General features: G+C 66.6%; 20 protein-coding genes. 14 read left to right on the top strand and 6 right to left on the bottom strand.

The genetic code is table 11. The features are described 5' to 3' along the window. The first annotated feature begins 15 nt into the window (after nt 1-15). The 10 genes from ACUDP5_RS03750 (at nt 16) to ACUDP5_RS03705 (ending at nt 9018) form a co-directional block, all read left to right on the top strand. Nucleotides 16-1746 carry a proline--tRNA ligase gene (locus tag ACUDP5_RS03750; protein ID WP_263914157.1) on the top strand — a complete coding sequence of 577 codons (1731 nt, stop codon included), beginning with the start codon at nt 16-18 and terminating at the stop codon, nt 1744-1746. A gap of 57 nt (nt 1747-1803) precedes the next feature. Then, entirely contained in the window at nt 1804-2226 is a 423-nt protein-coding gene (gene ybgC / locus ACUDP5_RS03745; RefSeq protein ID WP_025137473.1) for a tol-pal system-associated acyl-CoA thioesterase, read from the top strand. Nucleotides 2227-2228: 2 nt separating this feature from the next. Then, nucleotides 2229-2909, top strand: coding sequence for a protein TolQ (tolQ, locus tag ACUDP5_RS03740; protein WP_025137474.1), 681 nt, complete (start codon nt 2229-2231; stop codon nt 2907-2909). Beyond that, nucleotides 2909-3367 (top strand): ExbD/TolR family protein, encoded by a 459-nt coding sequence (locus ACUDP5_RS03735; protein ID WP_006392914.1) that lies wholly within the window; start codon nt 2909-2911, stop codon nt 3365-3367. The genes tolQ and ACUDP5_RS03735 overlap by 1 nt, the downstream gene beginning before the upstream one ends. A gap of 39 nt (nt 3368-3406) precedes the next feature. After that, nucleotides 3407-4522: a cell envelope integrity protein TolA gene (gene tolA / locus ACUDP5_RS03730; RefSeq protein ID WP_263914158.1), complete on the top strand. Its 1116-nt coding sequence runs from the start codon at nt 3407-3409 to the stop codon at nt 4520-4522. Nucleotides 4523-4542: 20 nt separating this feature from the next. Continuing rightward, the gene (gene tolB / locus ACUDP5_RS03725) at nt 4543-5865 is read left to right on the top strand and encodes a Tol-Pal system beta propeller repeat protein TolB (RefSeq protein ID WP_445658180.1); all 1323 of its coding nucleotides are present in this window, start codon (nt 4543-4545) and stop codon (nt 5863-5865) included. A 31-nt stretch (nt 5866-5896) separates the two neighbouring features. Next, nucleotides 5897-6394 (top strand): peptidoglycan-associated lipoprotein Pal, encoded by a 498-nt coding sequence (gene pal, locus ACUDP5_RS03720; RefSeq protein ID WP_025137478.1) that lies wholly within the window; start codon nt 5897-5899, stop codon nt 6392-6394. A gap of 85 nt (nt 6395-6479) precedes the next feature. Further along, the gene (gene ybgF / locus ACUDP5_RS03715) at nt 6480-7172 is read left to right on the top strand and encodes a tol-pal system protein YbgF (protein WP_263914159.1); all 693 of its coding nucleotides are present in this window, start codon (nt 6480-6482) and stop codon (nt 7170-7172) included. Beyond that, nucleotides 7172-8215: a FecCD family ABC transporter permease gene (locus ACUDP5_RS03710; protein WP_263914160.1), complete on the top strand. Its 1044-nt coding sequence runs from the start codon at nt 7172-7174 to the stop codon at nt 8213-8215. Before ybgF ends, ACUDP5_RS03710 begins: the two co-directional genes overlap by 1 nt. After that, nucleotides 8212-9018 (top strand): ABC transporter ATP-binding protein, encoded by an 807-nt coding sequence (locus ACUDP5_RS03705; RefSeq protein ID WP_445658179.1) that lies wholly within the window; start codon nt 8212-8214, stop codon nt 9016-9018. Before ACUDP5_RS03710 ends, ACUDP5_RS03705 begins: the two co-directional genes overlap by 4 nt. An 86-nt stretch (nt 9019-9104) precedes the next feature. Here the strand turns inward: ACUDP5_RS03705 and ACUDP5_RS03700 are convergent, their stop codons facing one another. Next, nucleotides 9105-9602 (bottom strand): YbaK/EbsC family protein, encoded by a 498-nt coding sequence (locus tag ACUDP5_RS03700; RefSeq protein ID WP_263914162.1) that lies wholly within the window; start codon nt 9600-9602, stop codon nt 9105-9107. An 84-nt stretch (nt 9603-9686) separates the two neighbouring features. Here ACUDP5_RS03700 and ACUDP5_RS03695 point away from each other — a divergent pair, with 84 nt between their 5' ends. Further along, nucleotides 9687-10496, top strand: coding sequence for an alpha/beta fold hydrolase (locus ACUDP5_RS03695; protein WP_445659127.1), 810 nt, complete (start codon nt 9687-9689; stop codon nt 10494-10496). Between the two features lie 58 nt (nt 10497-10554). On the opposite strand, the gene ACUDP5_RS03690 is transcribed toward ACUDP5_RS03695, so the two are convergent. Then, nucleotides 10555-11025 carry an Lrp/AsnC family transcriptional regulator gene (locus tag ACUDP5_RS03690; RefSeq protein ID WP_175195561.1) on the bottom strand — a complete coding sequence of 157 codons (471 nt, stop codon included), beginning with the start codon at nt 11023-11025 and terminating at the stop codon, nt 10555-10557. Between the two features lie 243 nt (nt 11026-11268). Here ACUDP5_RS03690 and ACUDP5_RS03685 point away from each other — a divergent pair, with 243 nt between their 5' ends. Continuing rightward, nucleotides 11269-12225, top strand: a complete 957-nt coding sequence (locus tag ACUDP5_RS03685) for a DMT family transporter (RefSeq protein WP_263914164.1) — start codon at nt 11269-11271, stop codon at nt 12223-12225. Between the two features lie 98 nt (nt 12226-12323). Here the strand turns inward: ACUDP5_RS03685 and fusA are convergent, their stop codons facing one another. The 4 genes from fusA to ACUDP5_RS03665 all read right to left on the bottom strand — a co-directional run bounded on the left by fusA (nt 12324) and on the right by ACUDP5_RS03665 (nt 17085). Continuing rightward, nucleotides 12324-14435, bottom strand: coding sequence for an elongation factor G (gene fusA, locus ACUDP5_RS03680; protein WP_263914165.1), 2112 nt, complete (start codon nt 14433-14435; stop codon nt 12324-12326). A gap of 308 nt (nt 14436-14743) precedes the next feature. Beyond that, nucleotides 14744-15208, bottom strand: a complete 465-nt coding sequence (locus ACUDP5_RS03675; RefSeq protein WP_025137487.1) for a universal stress protein — start codon at nt 15206-15208, stop codon at nt 14744-14746. Between the two features lie 87 nt (nt 15209-15295). Further along, on the bottom strand, nt 15296-15640 hold the full coding sequence (locus ACUDP5_RS03670) for a TIGR01244 family sulfur transferase (protein ID WP_263914166.1): 345 nt from the start codon (nt 15638-15640) through the stop codon (nt 15296-15298). A 50-nt stretch (nt 15641-15690) separates the two neighbouring features. Then, nucleotides 15691-17085, bottom strand: coding sequence for a PLP-dependent aminotransferase family protein (locus ACUDP5_RS03665; RefSeq protein WP_263914277.1), 1395 nt, complete (start codon nt 17083-17085; stop codon nt 15691-15693). 173 nt (nt 17086-17258) lie between these two features. On the opposite strand from ACUDP5_RS03665, the gene ACUDP5_RS03660 reads away from it, so the two are divergent. Then, nucleotides 17259-18185 (top strand): DMT family transporter, encoded by a 927-nt coding sequence (locus ACUDP5_RS03660; RefSeq protein WP_445658178.1) that lies wholly within the window; start codon nt 17259-17261, stop codon nt 18183-18185. Beyond that, nucleotides 18182-18826: a LysE family translocator gene (locus ACUDP5_RS03655; protein WP_263914168.1), complete on the top strand. Its 645-nt coding sequence runs from the start codon at nt 18182-18184 to the stop codon at nt 18824-18826. Before ACUDP5_RS03660 ends, ACUDP5_RS03655 begins: the two co-directional genes overlap by 4 nt. Nucleotides 18827-18835: the final 9 nt, after the last annotated feature.

The raw sequence follows: 18835 nt of genomic DNA, 5'->3' as shown, positions 1-18835 counted from the left end.
CTGCCACCTTTAAACATGCGCGCATCCAACTACCACATCAACACCCTCAAAGAAGCCCCTTCCGAAGCCGAAGTCGCCAGCCACCAGCTGATGACCCGGGCCGGGATGATCCGCAAGCTCGCGGGCGGCATCTACACCTACATGCCCCTGGGCCTGAAGATCATCCGCAAGGTCGAGGCCATCGTCCGGGAGGAAATGAACGCCTCCGGCGCGATCGAGCTGCTGATGCCGGTGGTCCAGCCGGCCGAGCTCTGGATGGAATCGGGCCGCTGGGAGCAATACGGTGCCGAACTGCTGCGCATCAAGGACCGGCACCAGCGCGATTTCGTGCTGCAGCCCACCTCGGAAGAGGTGATCACCGACATCGCCCGCAACGAAATCCACAGCTACCGCCAGCTGCCGCTGAATTTCTATCACATCCAGACCAAGTTCCGGGACGAGCGCCGCCCGCGCTTCGGCCTGATGCGCGGCCGCGAATTCACCATGAAGGACGCCTACTCCTTCGACCGCGACGAAGCCGGCGCCCAGCGCAGCTACGACAACATGTACGCCGCCTACATGCGCATTTTCGGTCGCCTGGGCCTGGAATTCCGCGCCGTGGCCGCCGATACGGGCTCGATCGGGGGCACCCGCAGCCATGAATTCCAGGTCATCGCCGAGACCGGCGAAGACCTGCTGGTCTACAACGCCGAGACCGACTACGCCGCCAACATCGAACTGGCCGAGGCGGTCAGCCTGTACCCGACGCGCGGCGCCGCCACCCAGGCGATGGCCGACGTGGCGACCCCGGGCGCGGCCAAGTGCGAAGACGTGGCCCGCCTGCTGGGCATCCCGCTCGAACAGACGGTGAAGTCCATCGTCCTGGCCACCGACGGCGAAAAGGGCAAGGTCGACGTCTGGCTGCTGCTCTTGCGCGGCGACCACGAACTCAATGAAATCAAGGCTGGCAAGCTGCCGGGCCTGGCCGGCTTCCGTTTTGCCACGGAAACCGAGATCGTCGAGCACTTCGGCTGCAAGCCGGGTTACCTGGGCCCGGTCCGCACCGCCCGTCCGGTGCACGTCATTGCCGACCGCACCGTGGCCAACATGGCCGACTTCGTCTGCGGCGCGAACCGTGAAGACTTCCACATCCAGGGCGTTAATTGGGGACGTGACCTGCCCGAACCCGAGCTCGTGGCCGACCTGCGCAACGTGGTCGCGGGCGACCCGTCGCCGGACGGCAAGGGCACGCTGTCCATCCAGCGCGGCATCGAAGTGGGCCACGTCTTCTACCTGGGCAAGAAATACTCCGAAGCCCTGAAGGCCACCTTCCTGGACGAAACCGGCAAGCCGGCCACCCTGGAAATGGGCTGCTACGGCATCGGCGTGACCCGCATCGTCGGCGCCGCCATCGAGCAGAACCACGATGCGCGCGGCATCATCTGGCCCCGCGCCATCGCCCCGTTCGAAGTGGTGATCTGCCCGGTGGGCTGGGGCAAAAGCGAAACCGTGCGTAACACCTCCCTGAAGCTGTACGAATCGCTGCTGGCGCGTGGCGTGGACGTCATCCTGGACGACCGCGATGCCCGCCCCGGCGTGATGTTTGCCGAGTGGGAATTGATCGGCGCTCCGCTGCGTGTAACAGTTGGAGAACGCGGATTGAACGACGGTGTGGTGGAATTGCAGGCCCGTCGCGAAACCGAAGCGGCCAAGATTCCGGTAGAGTCCGCGCTTGAGACGGTGCTGACGAAACTCGACACGCTGTAAACCCTAAAGCAACTACGGACTTTTCGCGTCCCGACCCGCATTATCGAAGCCCGCATCGTGACCGATCCGAAGTCCGCCGAATCCCGCCTGCAAGTCCGCGTCTACTACGAAGACACGGATGCGGGCGGGGTGGTTTTCTACGCTAACTACTTGAAATTCCTGGAACGCGCCCGCACCGAGTGGTTGCGCGACCTGGGGGTCAACCAATCCGATCTGGCCACCGGCGAGCAACGCCTGTTCGTTGTCCGCTCGCTGGACATGTCCTACCGCAAGCCTGCCAAACTGGACGATTTGCTAACTATTCGCAGCCGGGTCACAAAATTGGGCCGCGCTTCGATACACTTCGCGCAGCGCGCAGAACGGGACGGGGAACTGCTTGCCGAAGGCAACATCCAAGTCTGCTGCGTCGATGCCGTCAACATGCGGCCGGTGGAACTACCGGCCGACGTCCGCGCCAAACTGGAATCAATTCAGGAATAACCATGCAAGCCACCAACGACATGTCGTTGCTTTCGTTGATTTCGCACGCCAGCGTGCCGGTCCAGCTGATCATGCTGATGCTGCTGGGCATCTCGATCATGTCCTGGACGTACATCTTCGCCAAGCGGCTCGCCATCAAGCGCGCCCACGCCCAGACCCGCCGTTTCGAAGACGACTTCTGGTCCGGCGGCGATCTGTCCATGCTGCAACAGGCCGTGGCCTCGCGCCGCGACGAGCAAGGCGCCCTGGCCCGCATCTTCGATGCCGGCATGACCGAATTCCTGAAGGCCCGCCGCGGCAACGCCGGCAGCGACGCCACCGCCCTGCTGGACGGCCCGCGCCGCGCCATGCGCGCGGCCTACCAGCGCGAAATGGACGCGCTGGAATCGCACCTGAACTTCCTGGCCTCGGCCGGTTCGGTGTCGCCGTACATCGGCCTGCTCGGCACCGTGTGGGGCATCATGCACGCCTTCATCGGCCTGTCGAACATGCAGCAGGCCACGCTGGCCTCGGTGGCCCCCGGTATCGCCGAAGCGCTGATCGCCACCGCCATCGGCCTGTTCGCCGCCATTCCGGCCGTCGTCGCCTACAACCGCTTCACCAACGACATCGACCGCATCTCGATCCGTTTCGACAGCTTCGTCGATGAGTTCCTGAACATTCTGCAACGGCAGGTGCGCTAATGCCCTCGGTAAGCTCGCGCGGCAGGTCCGGCCGCCGCATGAAGGCCGACATCAATGTGGTGCCGTACATCGACGTGATGCTGGTGCTGCTGGTCATCTTCATGGTGACCGCACCCCTTATCACGCCGGGCCTGATCCAGCTGCCCTCGGTGGGCGCGGCATCGGACGTGCCGGTCAAGCCGCTTGAAGTCCAGATTTCGGAAGACGGCAAGATCGCGCTGCGCATGCGCGAGCCCGGCGCCACCCTGCAAGACATCGCCCGCCCCGAACTGGTGGCCCAGGTGCGCTCGCGCATCACCGCCGAAACCCCGGTGGTGATCGCAGCCGACGGCAAGGTGCCCTACGAGACGGTCGTGAAGGTCATGGACGAACTGCGTACCAATGGCATTACCCGCCTGGGCCTGCTGGTGGACCAGTCCGCCGGCGGCAATCAGCCTGCCCCCGCGAAAAAACGCTAACGCGACGCCCTCCGCCGGCCCTGCCGGCTTGCAACGCTCATGACGCCACCCATTATTCGACACCACAGCGGCCCCCCGGCCACGCCGCCCAACAACGACAACCGGATCGCCTTGATCCTGGCGTTGCTGGTGCACGCGCTGCTGCTGGCCGTGTTGATCTTCAACCTGAACTGGCGCACCGAAACCCCGGGCCCCGTGCAAGTGCAACTGTGGGCCGACGGCGTGTCGCCGGACGCGACCCCGCCCAAGCCCCAGCCCGAACCGCCCAAGCCGCAGCCTCAACCCAAGCCGCAGCCCGAGCCGGAGCCTCAAAAGGCACCCGAGCCACCGCCCCCGCCGCCCAAGCCGGAACCCCAGGTCCAGCCCAAGACCGAACAAGAGGATCCGGAAATCGCGCTGCAGGAAGCCAAGAAAAAGCGCGAACAGGAAGAGCAGGCCCGCCAGGCCGCCGAGGCCGCCAAGGAAAAGGCGCGCCTGGAAGAAGAGCGCAAGCAGGCTGAACTGAAGGAAAAGAAGCGCCTGGAGCAGGAACGCCAGGCGGCCGAGAAGGCTGCGGCCGACAAGGCTGCCGCGGAAAAGGCCGCGGCTGACAAGGCCGCTGCCGAGAAGAAGGCCAAGGAAGACGCCGCCAAGAAGGCGGCCGCCGAAAAGGCCGCTGCCGACAAGGCGGCTGCTGAAAAGGCGGCCGCGGACAAGGCCGCGGCAGAGAAAGCCGCGGCCGAAAAGGCCGCTGCCGAGAAGAAGGCCAAGGAAGAAGCCGCCAAGAAGGCCGCCGCCGACAAGGCGCTGAAGGACGCCTTCCGTAACGACGCCCTGGGCGCAGCCGGCATCCCGGGCGGCACCGCCGACCGCAACCAGACCGGTGGCGCGGGTGGCCGCGACGCGGGCTACGGTGCCAAGGTGCGCGCTTGCGTGCAGCCGGGCGTGGCCTACCCGACGCCGCCTCGCAGCGGCGCCGATAACCCGACGGCCGAATACCAAGTAAAGTTGAATACCTCAGACGGAAAGGTCACTGCGGTTACGATTACCAGATCTTCGGGTATTCCCGCATTTGACCGCGCAATCGAAAGCGGCATCCGCCGCTGCAACCCGTTCCCGAAACCTTCTAATGGCCGCTACGAACCGAGTATCTACGGTGAGTACAGCATGTACTAATAGACAGGAGATTGCTGATTATGACTCCCGCCCCTAGCCGACGAGCCCCCCAACCCGCCCTGTGGCGACTGTACGGACTCGGACTGCTGCTGCTCGCGCTGGCCTGCCTGATGGCCATGAAGCCCGCCCAGGCGCAGCTTCGTGTCGACATCTCGGGTACCGGCGCCACCCAATACCCGGTCGCCATCGCCGATTTCGCGGTGGATGACGCCCATGGCCGCGCCCTGGCTGAAGTGATCCGCGCCGACCTGACCCGCACGGGCCAGTTCCGCCTGATCAGCGCCGCCGGTTCGGGCCTGAACGTCGATTCGCCCATCGCCCACGATGACTGGCGCGGCAAGGGTGCCGACTTCATCGCCTACGGCAGCATCGTGCGTGGCAGCGATGGCCGCTACGACGTGCGCTACCGCCTGGCCGACACGGTCAAGAAGGGCCAGCTGGACGGCGTGGCGTTCTCGGGCACCGAGCAGGAACTGCGCCGCGTGGCCCACCAGATCGCCGACCGCATCTATGAAAAGATCACCGGCGTGCGCGGTGTGTTCTCGACCCGCATCGCCTACGTGCTCAAGCAAGGCCCGACCTACGAACTGCAAGTGGCTGACGCCGACGGGCAGAACCCGCAGGTCGCCCTGCGTTCGCGCGAGCCGATCATTTCGCCGTCCTGGTCGCCCGATGGCGCCAAGCTGGCCTACGTGAGCTTCGAATCCGGCAAACCGGTCGTGTACGTTCACACCCTGGCCACCAGCGCCCGCGTGCCGGTCGCCAACTTCAAGGGCAACAACAGCGCCCCCGGTTGGTCGCCCGATGGCACCCAGCTGGCCGTGGCCCTGACGCGTGACGGTTTGTCGCAAATTTACATCGTTAGTGCGGCCGGCGGCTCGAATATGAAGCGAGTTACGCGTTCTCCCGGGATTGACACCGAGCCGAGCTTTACGCCAGACGGCCGTTCCATTATCTTTACCAGTGACCGCAGCGGCGGGCCGCAGATTTATCAAACCGGCCTGGACGGTGGCGATGCTCGCCGCCTCACGTTTAATGGTGGTTACAACATCTCACCCCGAATTTCCCCCGATGGATCGACGTTGCTGTACGTTGCCAGACGCGACGGCGCGTTCCGGATTGCATCGTTGAACCTGTCCTCCGGCTCGGAGAACTTGTTGACCGATGGTCGTGACGATCAGTCGCCAAGCTTCGCGCCGAACGGCATGCAAGTGCTTTACGCCGCCATCCAAAATGGCCGTAGCGTGCTTGCTGGCGTCTCGAGCGATGGCCGCGTACGACAAACGCTTTCGGTACTGAACGGGGAAATACGTGAACCGACTTGGGGCCCATTTACCCGATAACACGTGTGACTCTCTTTGCAAAGGAACTATCATGAAGTCGCGCATTGCCAAAAGCCTAACCATCGCCGCTCTGGCCGCCACCCTGGCAGCTTGCAGCTCCGTCCCTCTCGACGATAAAGCGGGTCAGGGCGGAGGCGCTGGCCAAGGATCGGCCTCTGGCCAGATCCTTGATCCCTTCAACCCCCAAAGCATCCTGGCGCAACAGCGCTCGGTGTACTTTGACTTCGACAGCTACACGGTGTCCGACCAGTACCGCGGCTTGGTGGAAACCCACGCCCGTTACCTGGCTTCGCACCAGCAGCAGAAAATCAAGATCGCAGGCAACACCGACGAACGCGGCGGCGCCGAATACAACCTGGCCCTGGGCCAGCGCCGTGCCGACGCCGTGCGTCGCATGATGACCCTGTTGGGCGTCAGCGACAACCAGATCGAGACCATCAGCTTTGGTAAAGAAAAGCCGAAGGCGACTGGTACGTCGGAAGCCGACTTTGCGGAAAACCGCCGCGCCGATATCGAATATCAGCGTTAAGCTTTTCGTATAGCCAAGTGCCCCACCACGCGTCGGGACGGTCAGCCGGCCGTCCCGACGTTTGTTTTTATACCCGGGAATTTTCATGCGCGATAACGTTCTGTCCCTGCGTCCTTTGATTGCGGCCACCGGCCTGGTGCTTGCGGCCCTGACGGCGCCCGCCCACGCTTTTTCCGATGATGAGGCCCGCAAGGCCATCCTGGATTTGCGCCAGCAAGTACAGCAGCAGAACGAGCAGAGCCAACGCGCCAAGCTCCAATTGGCCGATCAGATTCAAGCCCTGCAGCAGGAAGTTGCCCAGTTGCGCGACCAGCTCGAACTGGTGTCGCGCCAGCAGCCCAGCGCCAACAAGCCGGGCGGTGCCGCAGGCGGCGCCAACCCGCCGGGCGCGACCGCCGGCGATCCGCAGGAGCAGGCGGCCTATGACGGCGCCATCGACCTGTTCCGCAAGGGCCAGTACAAGGAAGCGTCCGAATCGCTGGCTGCCTTCACCGCGCTCTACCCCAACAGCCAGCTGGCCCCCAGCGCCCAGTTCTACCTGGGCAGCAGCCGCTACGCCCTGAAGGACTTCAAGGGCGCGATCGAACAGCTGAACGCCATGGTGCAAAAGGCCCCGGACAACGGCCGCGCGCCCGACGCGCTGCTGGTCATTGCCGGCAGCCAGATCGAAATGAACAACCGCGCCGGCGCCAAGACGACGCTGCAGCGCATCGTCCGCGATTATCCCAACGCACCGGCCGCCAGCACGGCCAAGAGCCGCCTGCAACTGCTGCAGTAATGGCCGACGCCGCATCCGCGGTCGCCGCTTACCGGCATATCCTGCGCCGCCGCGCGGGGCTCATCGCCCTGCTGCTGGCGGCGATTTTCATTGGGCTGCTGCTGGATTTCACCCTGGGGCCCTCGGGCCTGGGCTGGGGCGAGCTGTGGCGCACCCTGACCGCACCGGACGCCGCGGACCCGACGCTGCGGGTCATCGTCTGGGATATCCGGCTGCCTTATGCGCTGATGGCGGCTCTGGTGGGCATGGCACTGGGCCTGGCCGGCGCCGAAATGCAGACCATCCTGAACAACCCGCTGGCCAGCCCGTTCACCCTGGGCGTGTCGTCGGCCGCCGCCTTCGGCGCATCGCTGGCGATCGTACTGGGGCTGGGCCTGCCCGGCATTCCGGACGGCTGGCTGATCGCCGGCAACGCGTTCCTGTTCGCAATGCTGGCCGCCCTGATGCTGGATGTCGTGGCGCGCCGCGGCGGCATGCAGACGTCCGGCGTGGTGCTGTTCGGCATCGCCATGGTGTTTACCTTCAACGCCCTGGTGTCGCTGGTGCAATTCACGGCCAGCGCCGAGGCGCTGCAGAACCTGGTGTTCTGGACCATGGGCAGCCTGGCGCGGTCCAGCTGGACGACGGTGGCCGCGCTGGGGCTGGCGTTCGCGCTGGCCTTGCCGCTGGCCATGCGGCAGTCCTGGAAACTGACGGCGCTGCGGTTGGGCGAAGAACGCGCCGCCAGCTTTGGCGTGGACGTACGCCGGGTGCGCGTCACCGCCCTGGCGCGCGTCAGCCTGCTGTCGGCGCTGGCGGTGGCGTTTGTCGGCACCATCGGCTTCATCGGCCTGATTGCGCCGCACATCGCCCGGCGGCTGGTGGGCGAAGACCACCGCTTTTTCCTGCCGGCCAGCGCCCTGGTGGGCGGGGTCATCCTGTCGCTGGCCTCGGTCGCATCGAAGAACCTGGCGCCGGGCGTGATCGTGCCGGTGGGCATCGTGACCTCGTTGATCGGCATCCCCTTTTTCGTGGCGGTGGTGCTGCGCCGGAGCCTGCCATGACCGCGGCAATGGCACCGCGTGCGGCCTTGGCCATCGGCCACGTCACGGCAGGCTACGGCGCAGCGGACGTGTTGCACGACCTGTCGCTGCCCGAGCTGAAGGCGGGCGAAGTCACCGCCTTGCTGGGGCCGAACGGCAGCGGTAAATCGACGCTGCTCAAGGCCCTGGCGGGCCTGGTGCGGGTGCGCAGCGGCCATGCGAGGCTGGATGGGCTGGACCTGGTGCAGCAGGACTTCGCAACCCGCGCGCGGCACCTGGTGTATCTGCCGCAAAGCCTGCCGGCGGCCGTGCACCTGCGGGTGTTCGAATCGGTGCTGGTGGCGGCCCGCGCCAGCGAGGCCGTAGGACCGCCGGCCAGCCTGCACGACATTGACCGCCTGCTGGAACGGCTGGGCATCGGCCACCTGGCCCTGCACTACCTGGATGCCCTGTCCGGCGGGCAGAAGCAGCTGGTGGGGCTGGCCCAGGCGCTGGTGCGGCGCCCACGGGTGCTGCTGCTGGACGAACCGCTATCGGCGCTGGACCTGAATTACCAGTTCCATGTGATGCGGCTGTTGAAGCAGGAAACCGACGACCACGGCCTGATCACCGTGATCGTGCTGCACGACTTGAACGTGGCGTTGCAACATGCCGACCGCGCAGTGATGATCCATGGCGGCCGGCTGGTGGCGGCCGGGGCGCCTGCCGCGGTGATCACCCCGGCGGCGTTGGCAACGGTGTACGGGGTGCAAGGCCGGGTCGAGGCCTGCTCACGGGGCCGGTTGCAGGTGTTGATCGACGACCTGGAGGCGCGGCCGCACTGACGCGGCCGGGCCGATGCCTTGGTCAGGCCGCCGTCCCGCCGCAAGCACGAAGCGATGAACCTGCCCGTGCCACGCCCGGCGCCGTCTCAGGCGCGCTGGGCGACGTCAGCCACGGGCGCCCCCGTCATGGCGGCCAATTGCTGCGGAGTCAGGTTGAACACGGCGTGCGGATGCCCCGCTGCCGCCCACAGGCTGTCGTACTGGAACAGGTCCTGGTCGAGCAGCATGACCGGCTTGACGGCGTGGCCTATGGGGCAGACGCCGCCGATGGCGTAGCCGGTCATTTCGCGCACGAACCTGGCGTCGGCCTTGGCCAGCGCGCCGACCTGTTCCGCGACCTTGGCCTCGTCCACGCGATTGATGCCGCTGGCGATGACCAGCACCGGCGCGTCATCGGCCGCGCGGCGGAAGATGATCGACTTGGCGATCTGCGCGACTTCGCAGCCCAGGCCCGCCGCCGCTTCCGCCGAGGTCTTGCCGGTTTGCGGTAGCACCACCACGGGCTTGTCGTGGCCCAGTTGCTGCAACAGGCGGGCGACGCGCTGGGCGGATTCGGGAAGCTCGGCGGGCGTGGCGGATGACATCTGGCAGACTCCGTTCGAAGGGAATAAATCGGGAAACGAGTGTATCAGCCTAAAATGCGGGCCTGGCTTTCCTACCTGTATCCCATGCGTTCCGAACCCGTCCTGCCCCTGCAAACCGCCGAGATCGGCGGCTACGCCCTGTCCTATACCGAATACGGCGAGGGTGCGCCCCTGGTGCTGGTGCACGGTTCGCTGTCCGACAGCCGCTACTGGAAATCGCAGATGGCGCCGCTGGGACGCTCGTTCCGGGTGCTGGCGGTGTGCCTGCGGCGCTATTGGCCCGAGACCTGGGACGGCGAAGGCGACGGTTTTTCGGTGGCGCAACACGCCGCCGACGTACTGGAATTCATCGACCGCGTGGCGGGCGAACCGGCCCACCTGGTAGGACATTCTCGCGGCGGCCGCGTGGCGCTGGAAGCCGCCCTGACGCGGCCCGATGCACTGCGCAGCCTGACGCTGGCCGACCCCGGCCTGGCATTGCCCGGCGATGACGATGCGCGTGGCGGTTTTCGCCAGCGTGCGCTGGAATTGATCCGCGATGGCGCCATCGAGGAAGGCCTGGCGCTGTTCGTCGATACGGTGACCGGGCCGGACACCTGGCAGCGCATGGTGCCGTGGTTCAAGGACATGGTGCGCGACAACGTCGGAACGCTGTTCGGCCAGGCCCGCGAGACGCCCGCCGCACTGGGCGCCGCCGAAATCGGGTCGATTACGCTGCCCACGCTGCTGATCGGCGGGGCGCTCAGCCCTGCTCCCTACCCCGCCCTGCTCGACATGCTGGAACAATGGCTGCCGCAATCGCGGCGCGTGACCATCGCGGGTTCGTCCCACGGCATGAACCTGGGCAATCCGCGCGCCTTCAACGGCGCCATCGAAGCCTTTCTGCACGGCTAGGCGGGTAGCCGATCAACGGCCTGCGCGCGGCTGCCAGCCCCCAGGCCCGCCCGCGCCGTCAGGGTTCGACCGACGGCGTGTGCTTCAGGCGCTTGAGCACGAAGGTGGAGCGGCTGTGCCGTACGCCGGGCAGCTTGTAGAGCCGTTTGCGCAGGAATTCCTCGTAGCCTTCGGTACCGGCCACGGCCACCTTGATCAGGTAGTCGTATTCGCCGGTGACCAGGAACGCCTCGACCACCTGCGGCAAGCGCGTGATGGCGTCGCCGAAGCGCGCCAGGGTGTCGTCGTCGTGGTGTTCGAGCGTGACTTCGATCATGACCGTGTCCGGCAGGCCCAGCGCCTTCTGGTTCAAGAGCGCGGCATACCCTTCGATGACGCCGGCGTCCTCCAGGGCCTTGACCCGGTTCCAGCATGGCGTGGGCGACAGACCGACCTGCTCGGCCAGCTTGAGGTTGGTGAGCCGCCCGTCGGTGCGCAGCGCGCGCAGGATCTTGCGGTCGGTTTCGTCGATTTTCGGGGCGGTGGACACGGCGGCGGATCCGTAAAAGAGAATTTCCCTGCAAAAGTGGATTTTAGGGGATAACCCTTTTCCTTTTTCACGCAATACGGCGGGAATCAGGAAACCTATTTTCCCGGCCTGGCCGTAGACTTTCCAGCAAGACGGGCACCACCCCGCCCGTCGTATCCAGCGTGAAGCGCCGCGGCACAACCCGGCCCCCGCGCCGGGCGTCCACCGCAGCATGCCGCGCGTCGATCCGCGCGGCGGAAAATCATGTCTCATGCAGCAGCAGTACCCGCAAGAACCGGCCTGGGCCTGTCCGGCACCGCCATGCTCCTGGCCGCGCCGGCGCTATTCGCCTCGAATATGGTGGCCGCCCGCTGGGCCCACGACGCCGCCCTTCCCCCTGTTTTCCTGGCCTTCGGCCGCTGGCTGATCGCCCTGTTGATCCTGCTGCCGCTGGCCGCGCCGGCCCTGCTGCGGCATCGCCAGGCGCTCTGGCGCGGCTTGCCCGCGTTGCTGCCGCTGGCGGTGCTGGGCATGGGCGTGGCCGTGGCGCCGCAATACATCGGCGCCCAGTCCACCAGCGCCACCAACATCGCCCTGATCTTTTCGTGCAGCCCGATCCTGGTGGCGCTGCTGGAAGCGCTGCTGTGGCGCAAGCCGCTGCCGCCGCTGCGCGCGGCCGGCCTGGCGCTGGCGCTGGGCGGCGTGCTGGTCGTATTGACACGCGGCGACGCCCACGCCTTGGCGCGGCTGGCGTTCGGCCAGGGCGACCTGTGGGTGCTGCTGGCGGCCACCGGCTGGGCGTTCTACACCGTGCTGCAAAAACGCCTGACGCTGCCTGCGGTACCGGACAGCGCGCGCCTGGCGACGATGATGCTGGGCGGGGTGATTGCCTTGGCGCCCTTTGCCGGTATCGAAGCCGCGACCGGGGCGACGCCGCCCTGGACCGATCCGCGCCTGGCGGCGGTGCTGCTGTTTCTGGCGGTGGTGCCCAGCCTGGGCGCGTACTACGTCTACGGCCGGCTGATCAGCCGGGCCGGGCCGGCGACGGCGGGCTTGTCGATGTTCCTGGTGCCGGTGTATGCCGCGCTGCTGGCCTGGCCGCTGCTGGGCGAGGCGCCGCAACTGTTCCACGCCTACGGCTTCGTGATGATCCTGCTGGGGGTGAAGCTGGCGTCGGCGCGGCTGCGGACCCGCGCGGCGGCGGCCGCCGCGCCCGCGTGAGGCCGGGGCTGTCGACCGCGGGTTGACCACCGCCGACAACTCCCGAAGGATTGCAGCCGTCGGCAGAGACCCTCCTGCCGACAGCCGCCCGCCGAAGATCAGCGGCCCGTGCCTTGCGCGGCGATGACTTCCTGCGCCACGTTGCGAGGCGCTTCGGCGTAGTGCTTGAACTCCATCGTGTAGGTGGCGCGGCCCTGCGTCAGGGAACGCAGCGAGGTCGAATAGCCGAACATCTCGGCCAGCGGCACTTCGGCGCGCACCACTTTGCCGCCGCCCCCGGCGATGTCTTCCATGCCTTGCACCATGCCGCGGCGCGACGACAGGTCACCCATGACGTTGCCGGTGAAGTCTTCGGGCGTTTCGACCTCGACCTGCATCATGGGTTCGAGCAGCACCGGGTCGGCCCGGCGCATGCCGTCCTTGAAGGCCATCGAACCCGCCATCTTGAAGGCGTTTTCGTTGGAGTCGACATCGTGGTACGACCCGAAGAACAGGGTCACCTTGACGTCCACCACCGGGTAGCCGGCCAGCACGCCGGCGTTCAGGGTTTCGCGGATGCCCTTGTCCACCGCGGGGATGAACTCGCGCGGCACCACGCCGCCCTTGATGGCGTCGACGAATTCATAGCCCTTGCCCGGCTCTTGCGGTTCGAGCTTGAGCACGACGTGGCCATACTGGCCCCGGCCGCCCGACTGCTTGACGAACTTGCCTTCGACTTCGTCGCAGGTCTTGCGGATGGTTTCGCGGTAGGCCACCTGGGGCTTGCCCACGGTGGCTTCCACGCCGAATTCGCGCTTCATGCGATCGACCAGGATTTCCAGGTGCAATTCGCCCATGCCTGAAATGATGGTCTGGCCGGATTCTTCATCGGTGCGCACGCGGAACGAGGGATCTTCCTGCGCCAGTCGGCCCAGGGCGATACCCATTTTTTCCTGGTCGGCCTTGGTCTTGGGTTCGACTGCCTGCGAAATGACCGGCTCGGGGAAGACCATGCGTTCGAGCACGATGACGTGCGCGGGATCGGACAGCGTGTCGCCCGTGGTGACGTCCTTGACGCCCACGGCCGCGGCGATGTCGCCCGCGTAGACTTCGGTGATCTCGCGCCGTTCGTTGGCGTGCATCTGCAGGATGCGGCCCAGCCGCTCTTTCTTGCCCTTGACCGGGTTGTAGACCGAGTCGCCGGACTTGACCACCCCCGAATACACCCGGAAGAAGACCAACTGGCCGACGAAGGGGTCGGTCATGATCTTGAAGGCCAGCGCCGAGAAGGGTTCCTTGTCGGTGGGATGGCGTTCGATTTCGTGGTCGCGTTCGTCGTGGCCCTTGATGGCGGGCACGTCGACCGGCGACGGCAGGTAGTCGATCACGGCGTCGAGCATGGCCTGCACGCCCTTGTTCTTGAACGCGCTGCCACACAACATGGGGACGATTTCGTTGGCGACCGTGCGCTGGCGCAGGCCCTGCTTGATCTCGGCTTCGGTGAGGGGTTCGCCGCCCAGGTACTTTTCGAGCAGCGTCTCGTTGGCCTCGGCGGCTTTCTCGACCATCTTGTCGTGCCATTCCTGGGCCTGCGCCTGCAGCGCGGGCGGAATGTCGCGGTATTCGAAGCGCACGCCCTGGCTGGCGTCGTCCCAGATGATGGCTTTCATCTTGACCAGGTCGATGACGCCTTCGAAGCCGTCTTCGGCGCCCACCGGCAGTTGCACCGGCACGGCATCGCCCTTCAGGCGTTCGGCGATCTGCCGCTGCACGCGCAGGAAGTCGGCACCGACGCGGTCCATCTTGTTGACGAATGCCAGGCGCGGCACGCGGTACTTGTTGGCCTGGCGCCAGACGGTTTCGGATTGCGGCTGCACGCCGCCCACGGCGTCGTAGACCATCACGGCGCCGTCCAGCACGCGCATGGAGCGTTCGACCTCGATGGTGAAGTCGACGTGGCCCGGCGTATCGATGATGTTGATGCGGTGTTCGGGATAGTTGCCGGCCATGCCTTTCCAGAAGGCGGTGGTGGCGGCGGAGGTGATGGTGATGCCGCGTTCCTGCTCTTGTTCCATCCAGTCCATCACGGCGGCGCCGTTGTGCACCTCGCCGATCTTATGGGTGATACCGGTATAGAAGAGGATGCGCTCGGTGGTCGTCGTCTTGCCCGCGTCGATATGGGCGCTGATGCCGATATTCCGGTATAGCTCGATAGGCGTCTTGCGAGTCATGGCCTCGTTCCTTGCAGTAATCACCAGGAATGGACGGCAGGGTCCGACCGGACGCTGCCGCGGCGGGCGCCATGCCGCGTGAGAGGTGTGCTCGGGATATTGCGAAACCGCGCCCGCACTTATCCGTAAATATTACGCGCCGCGCGCGCGTTTACAAGCTTTAGCCATAAGCGCCATAGGGGCTGGCGCAGATGGCGGCCCGGACATGAAAAAAGCCCCTCGGAAGACGAGGGGCTTGCGGGTGCGCCGACCAGGGTTTCGGCCTGGCGACGCCGGGCGGCCTGACAGCCGCCTGACGCGGTCGGCGATTACTTCTTTTCTTCCTTGACGCGGTAGACCAGCACGGCGGTGCTGGCCAGCGACAGCACTTTGGCCGTGACGCTGCCCAGCAGCAGGCGCGACAGGCCGCTGCGGCCGTGGCTGCCGATGAAGATCAGGTCGCAACCGGCGTCGGCGGCGGCCTGGACAATGCCGTCTGCCACGTTGAAGTTGGACACGGCGCGCGCCTCGGCCTTCACGCCGCCGGTGTCGGCGCGGTCGGTGATCTGCTTGAGGTACTTGTCGGCCTGTTCGGCGGAGGCCTTTTCGTAGTCTTCGTCGGTAATGGCGTAGGCGGCGGCCATGCCGTCAAAACCGATGGTGGCGGCGAAAGGCTGCGTCACGTAGAGCGCGACGACGTCGGCGCCCACGGAACGTGCGAAGGAAATGCCAGCGTTGGCGGCTTGGGCCGACAGCGGCGAGCCGTCGGTGGGAATCAGGATCTTCTTGAACATCTTGCCTGCTCCTGTTTGAGAGGAAGTTCAATGCTACCGGAAACCCGCCAGGTTCACATCAAGCGAACCTGGGGCGCTTGATGCGCGTCAACCCAGCTGCTGGGCAGCGGCGAACAGGTTGGTGCAGCGGGTGCCGGTGCGGCAGTACGCCAGCACCGGACCCGGCAGGGTGCGCAGCAGTTCGGCGAAACGCACCACGTCGGCGGCGGTCATGGCGCTGCCCACCACGGGCTGGTATTCGATTTTCAGGCCGGCGGCGACGGCGGCCTTGGAGACGTCGGCCGCGGTGGGCTGGTCGGGGCCGCCTTCGAAGTCGGGACGGTTGATGATGACGCTTTTATAGCCGGCAGCGGCCACGTCGGCCATGTCGTCGGGACCCAGTTGCGGGGCGACGGCGAAGTTCTCGGTAAGGGGCTTGATGGGTGCGGACATGGCGATTCCTTGATGGGGACAGCTGAATATTATTGATTGTAGGGGCGGTTTCAGGCGAACAGTTTTTCCAGCACCGTCCAGACGCCGCGATCGTCGGCCATCGACACGGAAAAGCGCAGCATGGTGGACGGCGCCTGGGACGGCGAAAACAGCGTGCCCGGGGCCAGCAGCATGCCGCGGTCGGCGGCGGCGCGGGCCAGCACTTCGCTGTCACGGCCGCAATCGGCCCAGACGAACATGCCGGCGTGCGGCTCGTGCGGAATCGTCAGGCCCAGTTTCAGCAGCCCCTTGATGCAGCGCTGGCGCGCCTCGTCGACCCGCAGGCGGACGCGCTCGATGTGGCGCCGGTACTGCCCTTCCATCAGCACCCGGTGCACCACCCGTTCGCCCAGTTCGGGCGAGGTCAGCCCCGCCAGCATTTTCAGGTCGGCCAGTTTCTGCAGGATGTCGGGGTTGGCGGCCACGTAGCCGACCCGCAGGCTGGCGGCCAGCATCTTGGAATAGCCGCTGACCAGGATGACGCGGTTGAGCCGATCCAGTACGGCCAGTTTCATGGCACGGCCGGGGTGCAGGTCGCCGTAGGTGTCGTCTTCGACCACCATGAAATCGTGGCGCTCGGCGATGCGCAGGATGTCGTAGGCGACACCGGCCGACAGCGTATGGCCGGTGGGGTTGTGGACGGCGCTGTTGATGATGAACAGCTTGGGCTTGTGCTGCGCCGCCAGTTGTTCGAGCAGCGCGATGTCCGGGCCGTCGGGGCCGCGCGGCACGCCGATCAGGCGGGCGCCGAAGGCGGCCAGGCGCCCGAAGATGACGAACCAGGCGGGGTCCTCGACCAACACGACATCGCCGGGCTGCACCAGGTGGCGGGCGATCAGGTCCAGGCCATGGGTGACGCCGTTGGTGGTCAACAGGTTGTGTTCGGGGTGGGCCGGCACCCCTTCGCTCTGCAACGAGGCGGCAACCTGCTGGCGCAGCGGCGCGAAGCCCTGGGGATGCCCGTAGGACACCAGTTGGCCACGCACCGACCGGCCCACGGCGCGCACGGCGCCGGCGACCATGTCGGGGTCGAGCCATTCGGCAGGCAGCAGGCCGGCGCCGCCCGGCATGCCGGGGCCTCCGCCCTCGCGAAACATGCTGCGCAGCAGCCAGGCCACATCAATGCGCACCGGCGGGGCAAACGGGGGGAGCGCGGGCGCTGCCGCGGCGGCCAGCGGGCCGCTGCGGGCGCGCACGAAAAAGCCCGCACCGCGGCGCGACTGCACCAGCCCGCGCGCCACCAGCCGGTCGTAGGCTTCCACCACCGTGAAGCGGCTGACGCCGGACTGCTCGGCCATCTTGCGGATGGACGGCAGGCGGGTGCCCGGCCGCAGGCCCTGTTCGTCGATGCGGCGGGCCAGGCCGTCGGCCAATTGCGCCACCAGGGTGGCATCGGCCTGGCGCACGGGCTGCCAGGGCAAGGAGGGGGAAGCAACTGTCATGGGGATTTCACCAGGCCAGTGGTTAAAGTGATATGCCAAAGTGTACCGGTACTGTACCGATAACTATGCGTAGAGTGACAGCAATGCCCCAGACCCGCAAGTGGCGACCATGGGGCCCTGTTTTCTGGATGTTCCCCATGCGCCGATCCGTGCTGTACCCCTCGCCCCAGGCCGCCCCCGCTGCGTCGCAGGCGTCACCCTGGGAAGGCTATGGCTATGGCTTGCTGGGCGTGCTGATCTTTTCGCTGACCCTGCCGATGACCCGCGTGGCGGTGTCCGAACTGCCGCCGTTGCTGGTGGGCCTGGGACGCGCCCTGCTGGCCGCCGTACCGGCACTGGCCCTGCTCTGGATCACCCGCAGCCGCCGGCCCGACCGCCGTGAATGGCCTGGCGTGATCCTGGCGGCGGTGGGCATCGTGGTGGGCTGGCCCCTGGCGTCGACATTGGCGATGCAGAGCGTATCGTCGTCGCACGGCGCGGTGTTCAATGGCCTGTTGCCGCTGTCGACCGCAGCGTTCGCCGCCTGGCGCAGTGGCGAACGGCCATCGCCATCGTTCTGGGCCTGGGCGATGGTGGGCGCCGCGCTGGTGTGCACGTTCGCCCTGCGCCAGGGACACGGCACGTTGGCCATCGGCGACTTCTGGCTGTTGCTGGCCGTGGTGCTGGGCGGGATGGGCTACGCCGAAGGCGCCCGCGCCGCGCGCACCCTGGGCGGCTGGCGCACCATCTGCTGGGCGCTCGCCATCAGCGCGCCGGTGATCGCGGTACCGGTGGGCTGGATGGCCTCGCAGCAGGCCGCCTGGCCCGGCGCGAACGTCGTTTCGGCCTGCGCTTACCTGGCGTTCGGGTCGATGTTCGTGGGTTTTTTTGCCTGGTACCGCGGCCTGGCCGCGGGCGGCATCGCCCGAGTCGGCCAGATCCAGCTGCTGCAACCGTTCCTGACGGTGCTGGCCGCGGCCCTGTTTTTTGGTGAGTCGGTGGACCTGGCGACGTTCCTGTTTGCCGCCGCCGTCATCGTGGTCATCGCCGGCGGACGCCGCGCGATCGTTGGAGTCAAGAAATGACGCTGTTCCCCGCCAATCTGGCCGAAGTGCCGCTTGCCTCGTTGTCGTTGCTGGGCCCCCTGGCATTGTTCGCCCTGGTCAGCTCGATCACGCCCGGCCCGAACAACGTGATGCTGGCCTCGTCGGGCCTGAATTTCGGCTTTCGCCGCAGCATGCCGCACCTGCTGGGCGTGAACCTGGGCTTTACCTTGATGATTTTCCTGGTGGGCATCGGCCTGGGCTCGGTGTTCCAACAGGTGCCCGTGCTGTACACCGTGCTGAAGTACGTGGGCGCCGCCTACCTGCTGTACCTGGCCTGGAAGATCGCCAATTCGGGCGGCATGGAAGAAGGCGAGGCCCGCGCCAAGCCGCTGACCTTCCTGCAGGCGGCGGCGTTCCAGTGGGTCAATCCCAAGGCCTGGGTGATGGCGGTGGGCGTGGTGGCGACCTACACGCCGCAAGCCGGCTTCTTTGCCAACCTGGTCATCGCCACGGTGGTATGCGGCATCGTCAACCTGCCCAGCATCGGCATCTGGGTCACGTTCGGCACGGCGCTGCGCCGCGTGCTGCACAAGCCCTGGGCGATCCGCGCGTTCAACATCGGCATGGCGCTGCTGCTGGTGGCGTCGTTGTACCCGGTCGTGCTGGAAGCGCTGCACTGACGCCGCGTC

The sequence above is a fragment of the Achromobacter sp. NCFB-sbj8-Ac1-l genome (genome assembly GCF_052695805.1).
This window is presented reverse-complemented; position numbering and strand designations above follow the sequence as displayed.

Excerpts from the sequence above, each read along its gene's own strand:
- ACUDP5_RS03750 (WP_263914157.1), top strand. The coding sequence starts at position 16 with ATGCGCGCATCCAACTACCACATCAACACCCTCAAAGAAGCCCCTTCC.
- tolQ (WP_025137474.1), top strand. The coding sequence starts at position 2,229 with ATGCAAGCCACCAACGACATGTCGTTGCTTTCGTTGATTTCGCACGCC.
- ACUDP5_RS03735 (WP_006392914.1), top strand. The coding sequence starts at position 2,909 with ATGCCCTCGGTAAGCTCGCGCGGCAGGTCCGGCCGCCGCATGAAGGCC.
- tolA (WP_263914158.1), top strand. The coding sequence starts at position 3,407 with ATGACGCCACCCATTATTCGACACCACAGCGGCCCCCCGGCCACGCCG.
- tolB (WP_445658180.1), top strand. The coding sequence starts at position 4,543 with ATGACTCCCGCCCCTAGCCGACGAGCCCCCCAACCCGCCCTGTGGCGA.
- pal (WP_025137478.1), top strand. The coding sequence starts at position 5,897 with ATGAAGTCGCGCATTGCCAAAAGCCTAACCATCGCCGCTCTGGCCGCC.
- ybgF (WP_263914159.1), top strand. The coding sequence starts at position 6,480 with ATGCGCGATAACGTTCTGTCCCTGCGTCCTTTGATTGCGGCCACCGGC.
- ACUDP5_RS03710 (WP_263914160.1), top strand. The coding sequence starts at position 7,172 with ATGGCCGACGCCGCATCCGCGGTCGCCGCTTACCGGCATATCCTGCGC.
- ACUDP5_RS03705 (WP_445658179.1), top strand. The coding sequence starts at position 8,212 with ATGACCGCGGCAATGGCACCGCGTGCGGCCTTGGCCATCGGCCACGTC.
- ACUDP5_RS03700 (WP_263914162.1), bottom strand. The coding sequence starts at position 9,602 with ATGTCATCCGCCACGCCCGCCGAGCTTCCCGAATCCGCCCAGCGCGTC.
- ACUDP5_RS03695 (WP_445659127.1), top strand. The coding sequence starts at position 9,687 with ATGCGTTCCGAACCCGTCCTGCCCCTGCAAACCGCCGAGATCGGCGGC.
- ACUDP5_RS03685 (WP_263914164.1), top strand. The coding sequence starts at position 11,269 with ATGTCTCATGCAGCAGCAGTACCCGCAAGAACCGGCCTGGGCCTGTCC.
- fusA (WP_263914165.1), bottom strand. The coding sequence starts at position 14,435 with ATGACTCGCAAGACGCCTATCGAGCTATACCGGAATATCGGCATCAGC.
- ACUDP5_RS03675 (WP_025137487.1), bottom strand. The coding sequence starts at position 15,208 with ATGTTCAAGAAGATCCTGATTCCCACCGACGGCTCGCCGCTGTCGGCC.
- ACUDP5_RS03670 (WP_263914166.1), bottom strand. The coding sequence starts at position 15,640 with ATGTCCGCACCCATCAAGCCCCTTACCGAGAACTTCGCCGTCGCCCCG.
- ACUDP5_RS03660 (WP_445658178.1), top strand. The coding sequence starts at position 17,259 with ATGCGCCGATCCGTGCTGTACCCCTCGCCCCAGGCCGCCCCCGCTGCG.
- ACUDP5_RS03655 (WP_263914168.1), top strand. The coding sequence starts at position 18,182 with ATGACGCTGTTCCCCGCCAATCTGGCCGAAGTGCCGCTTGCCTCGTTG.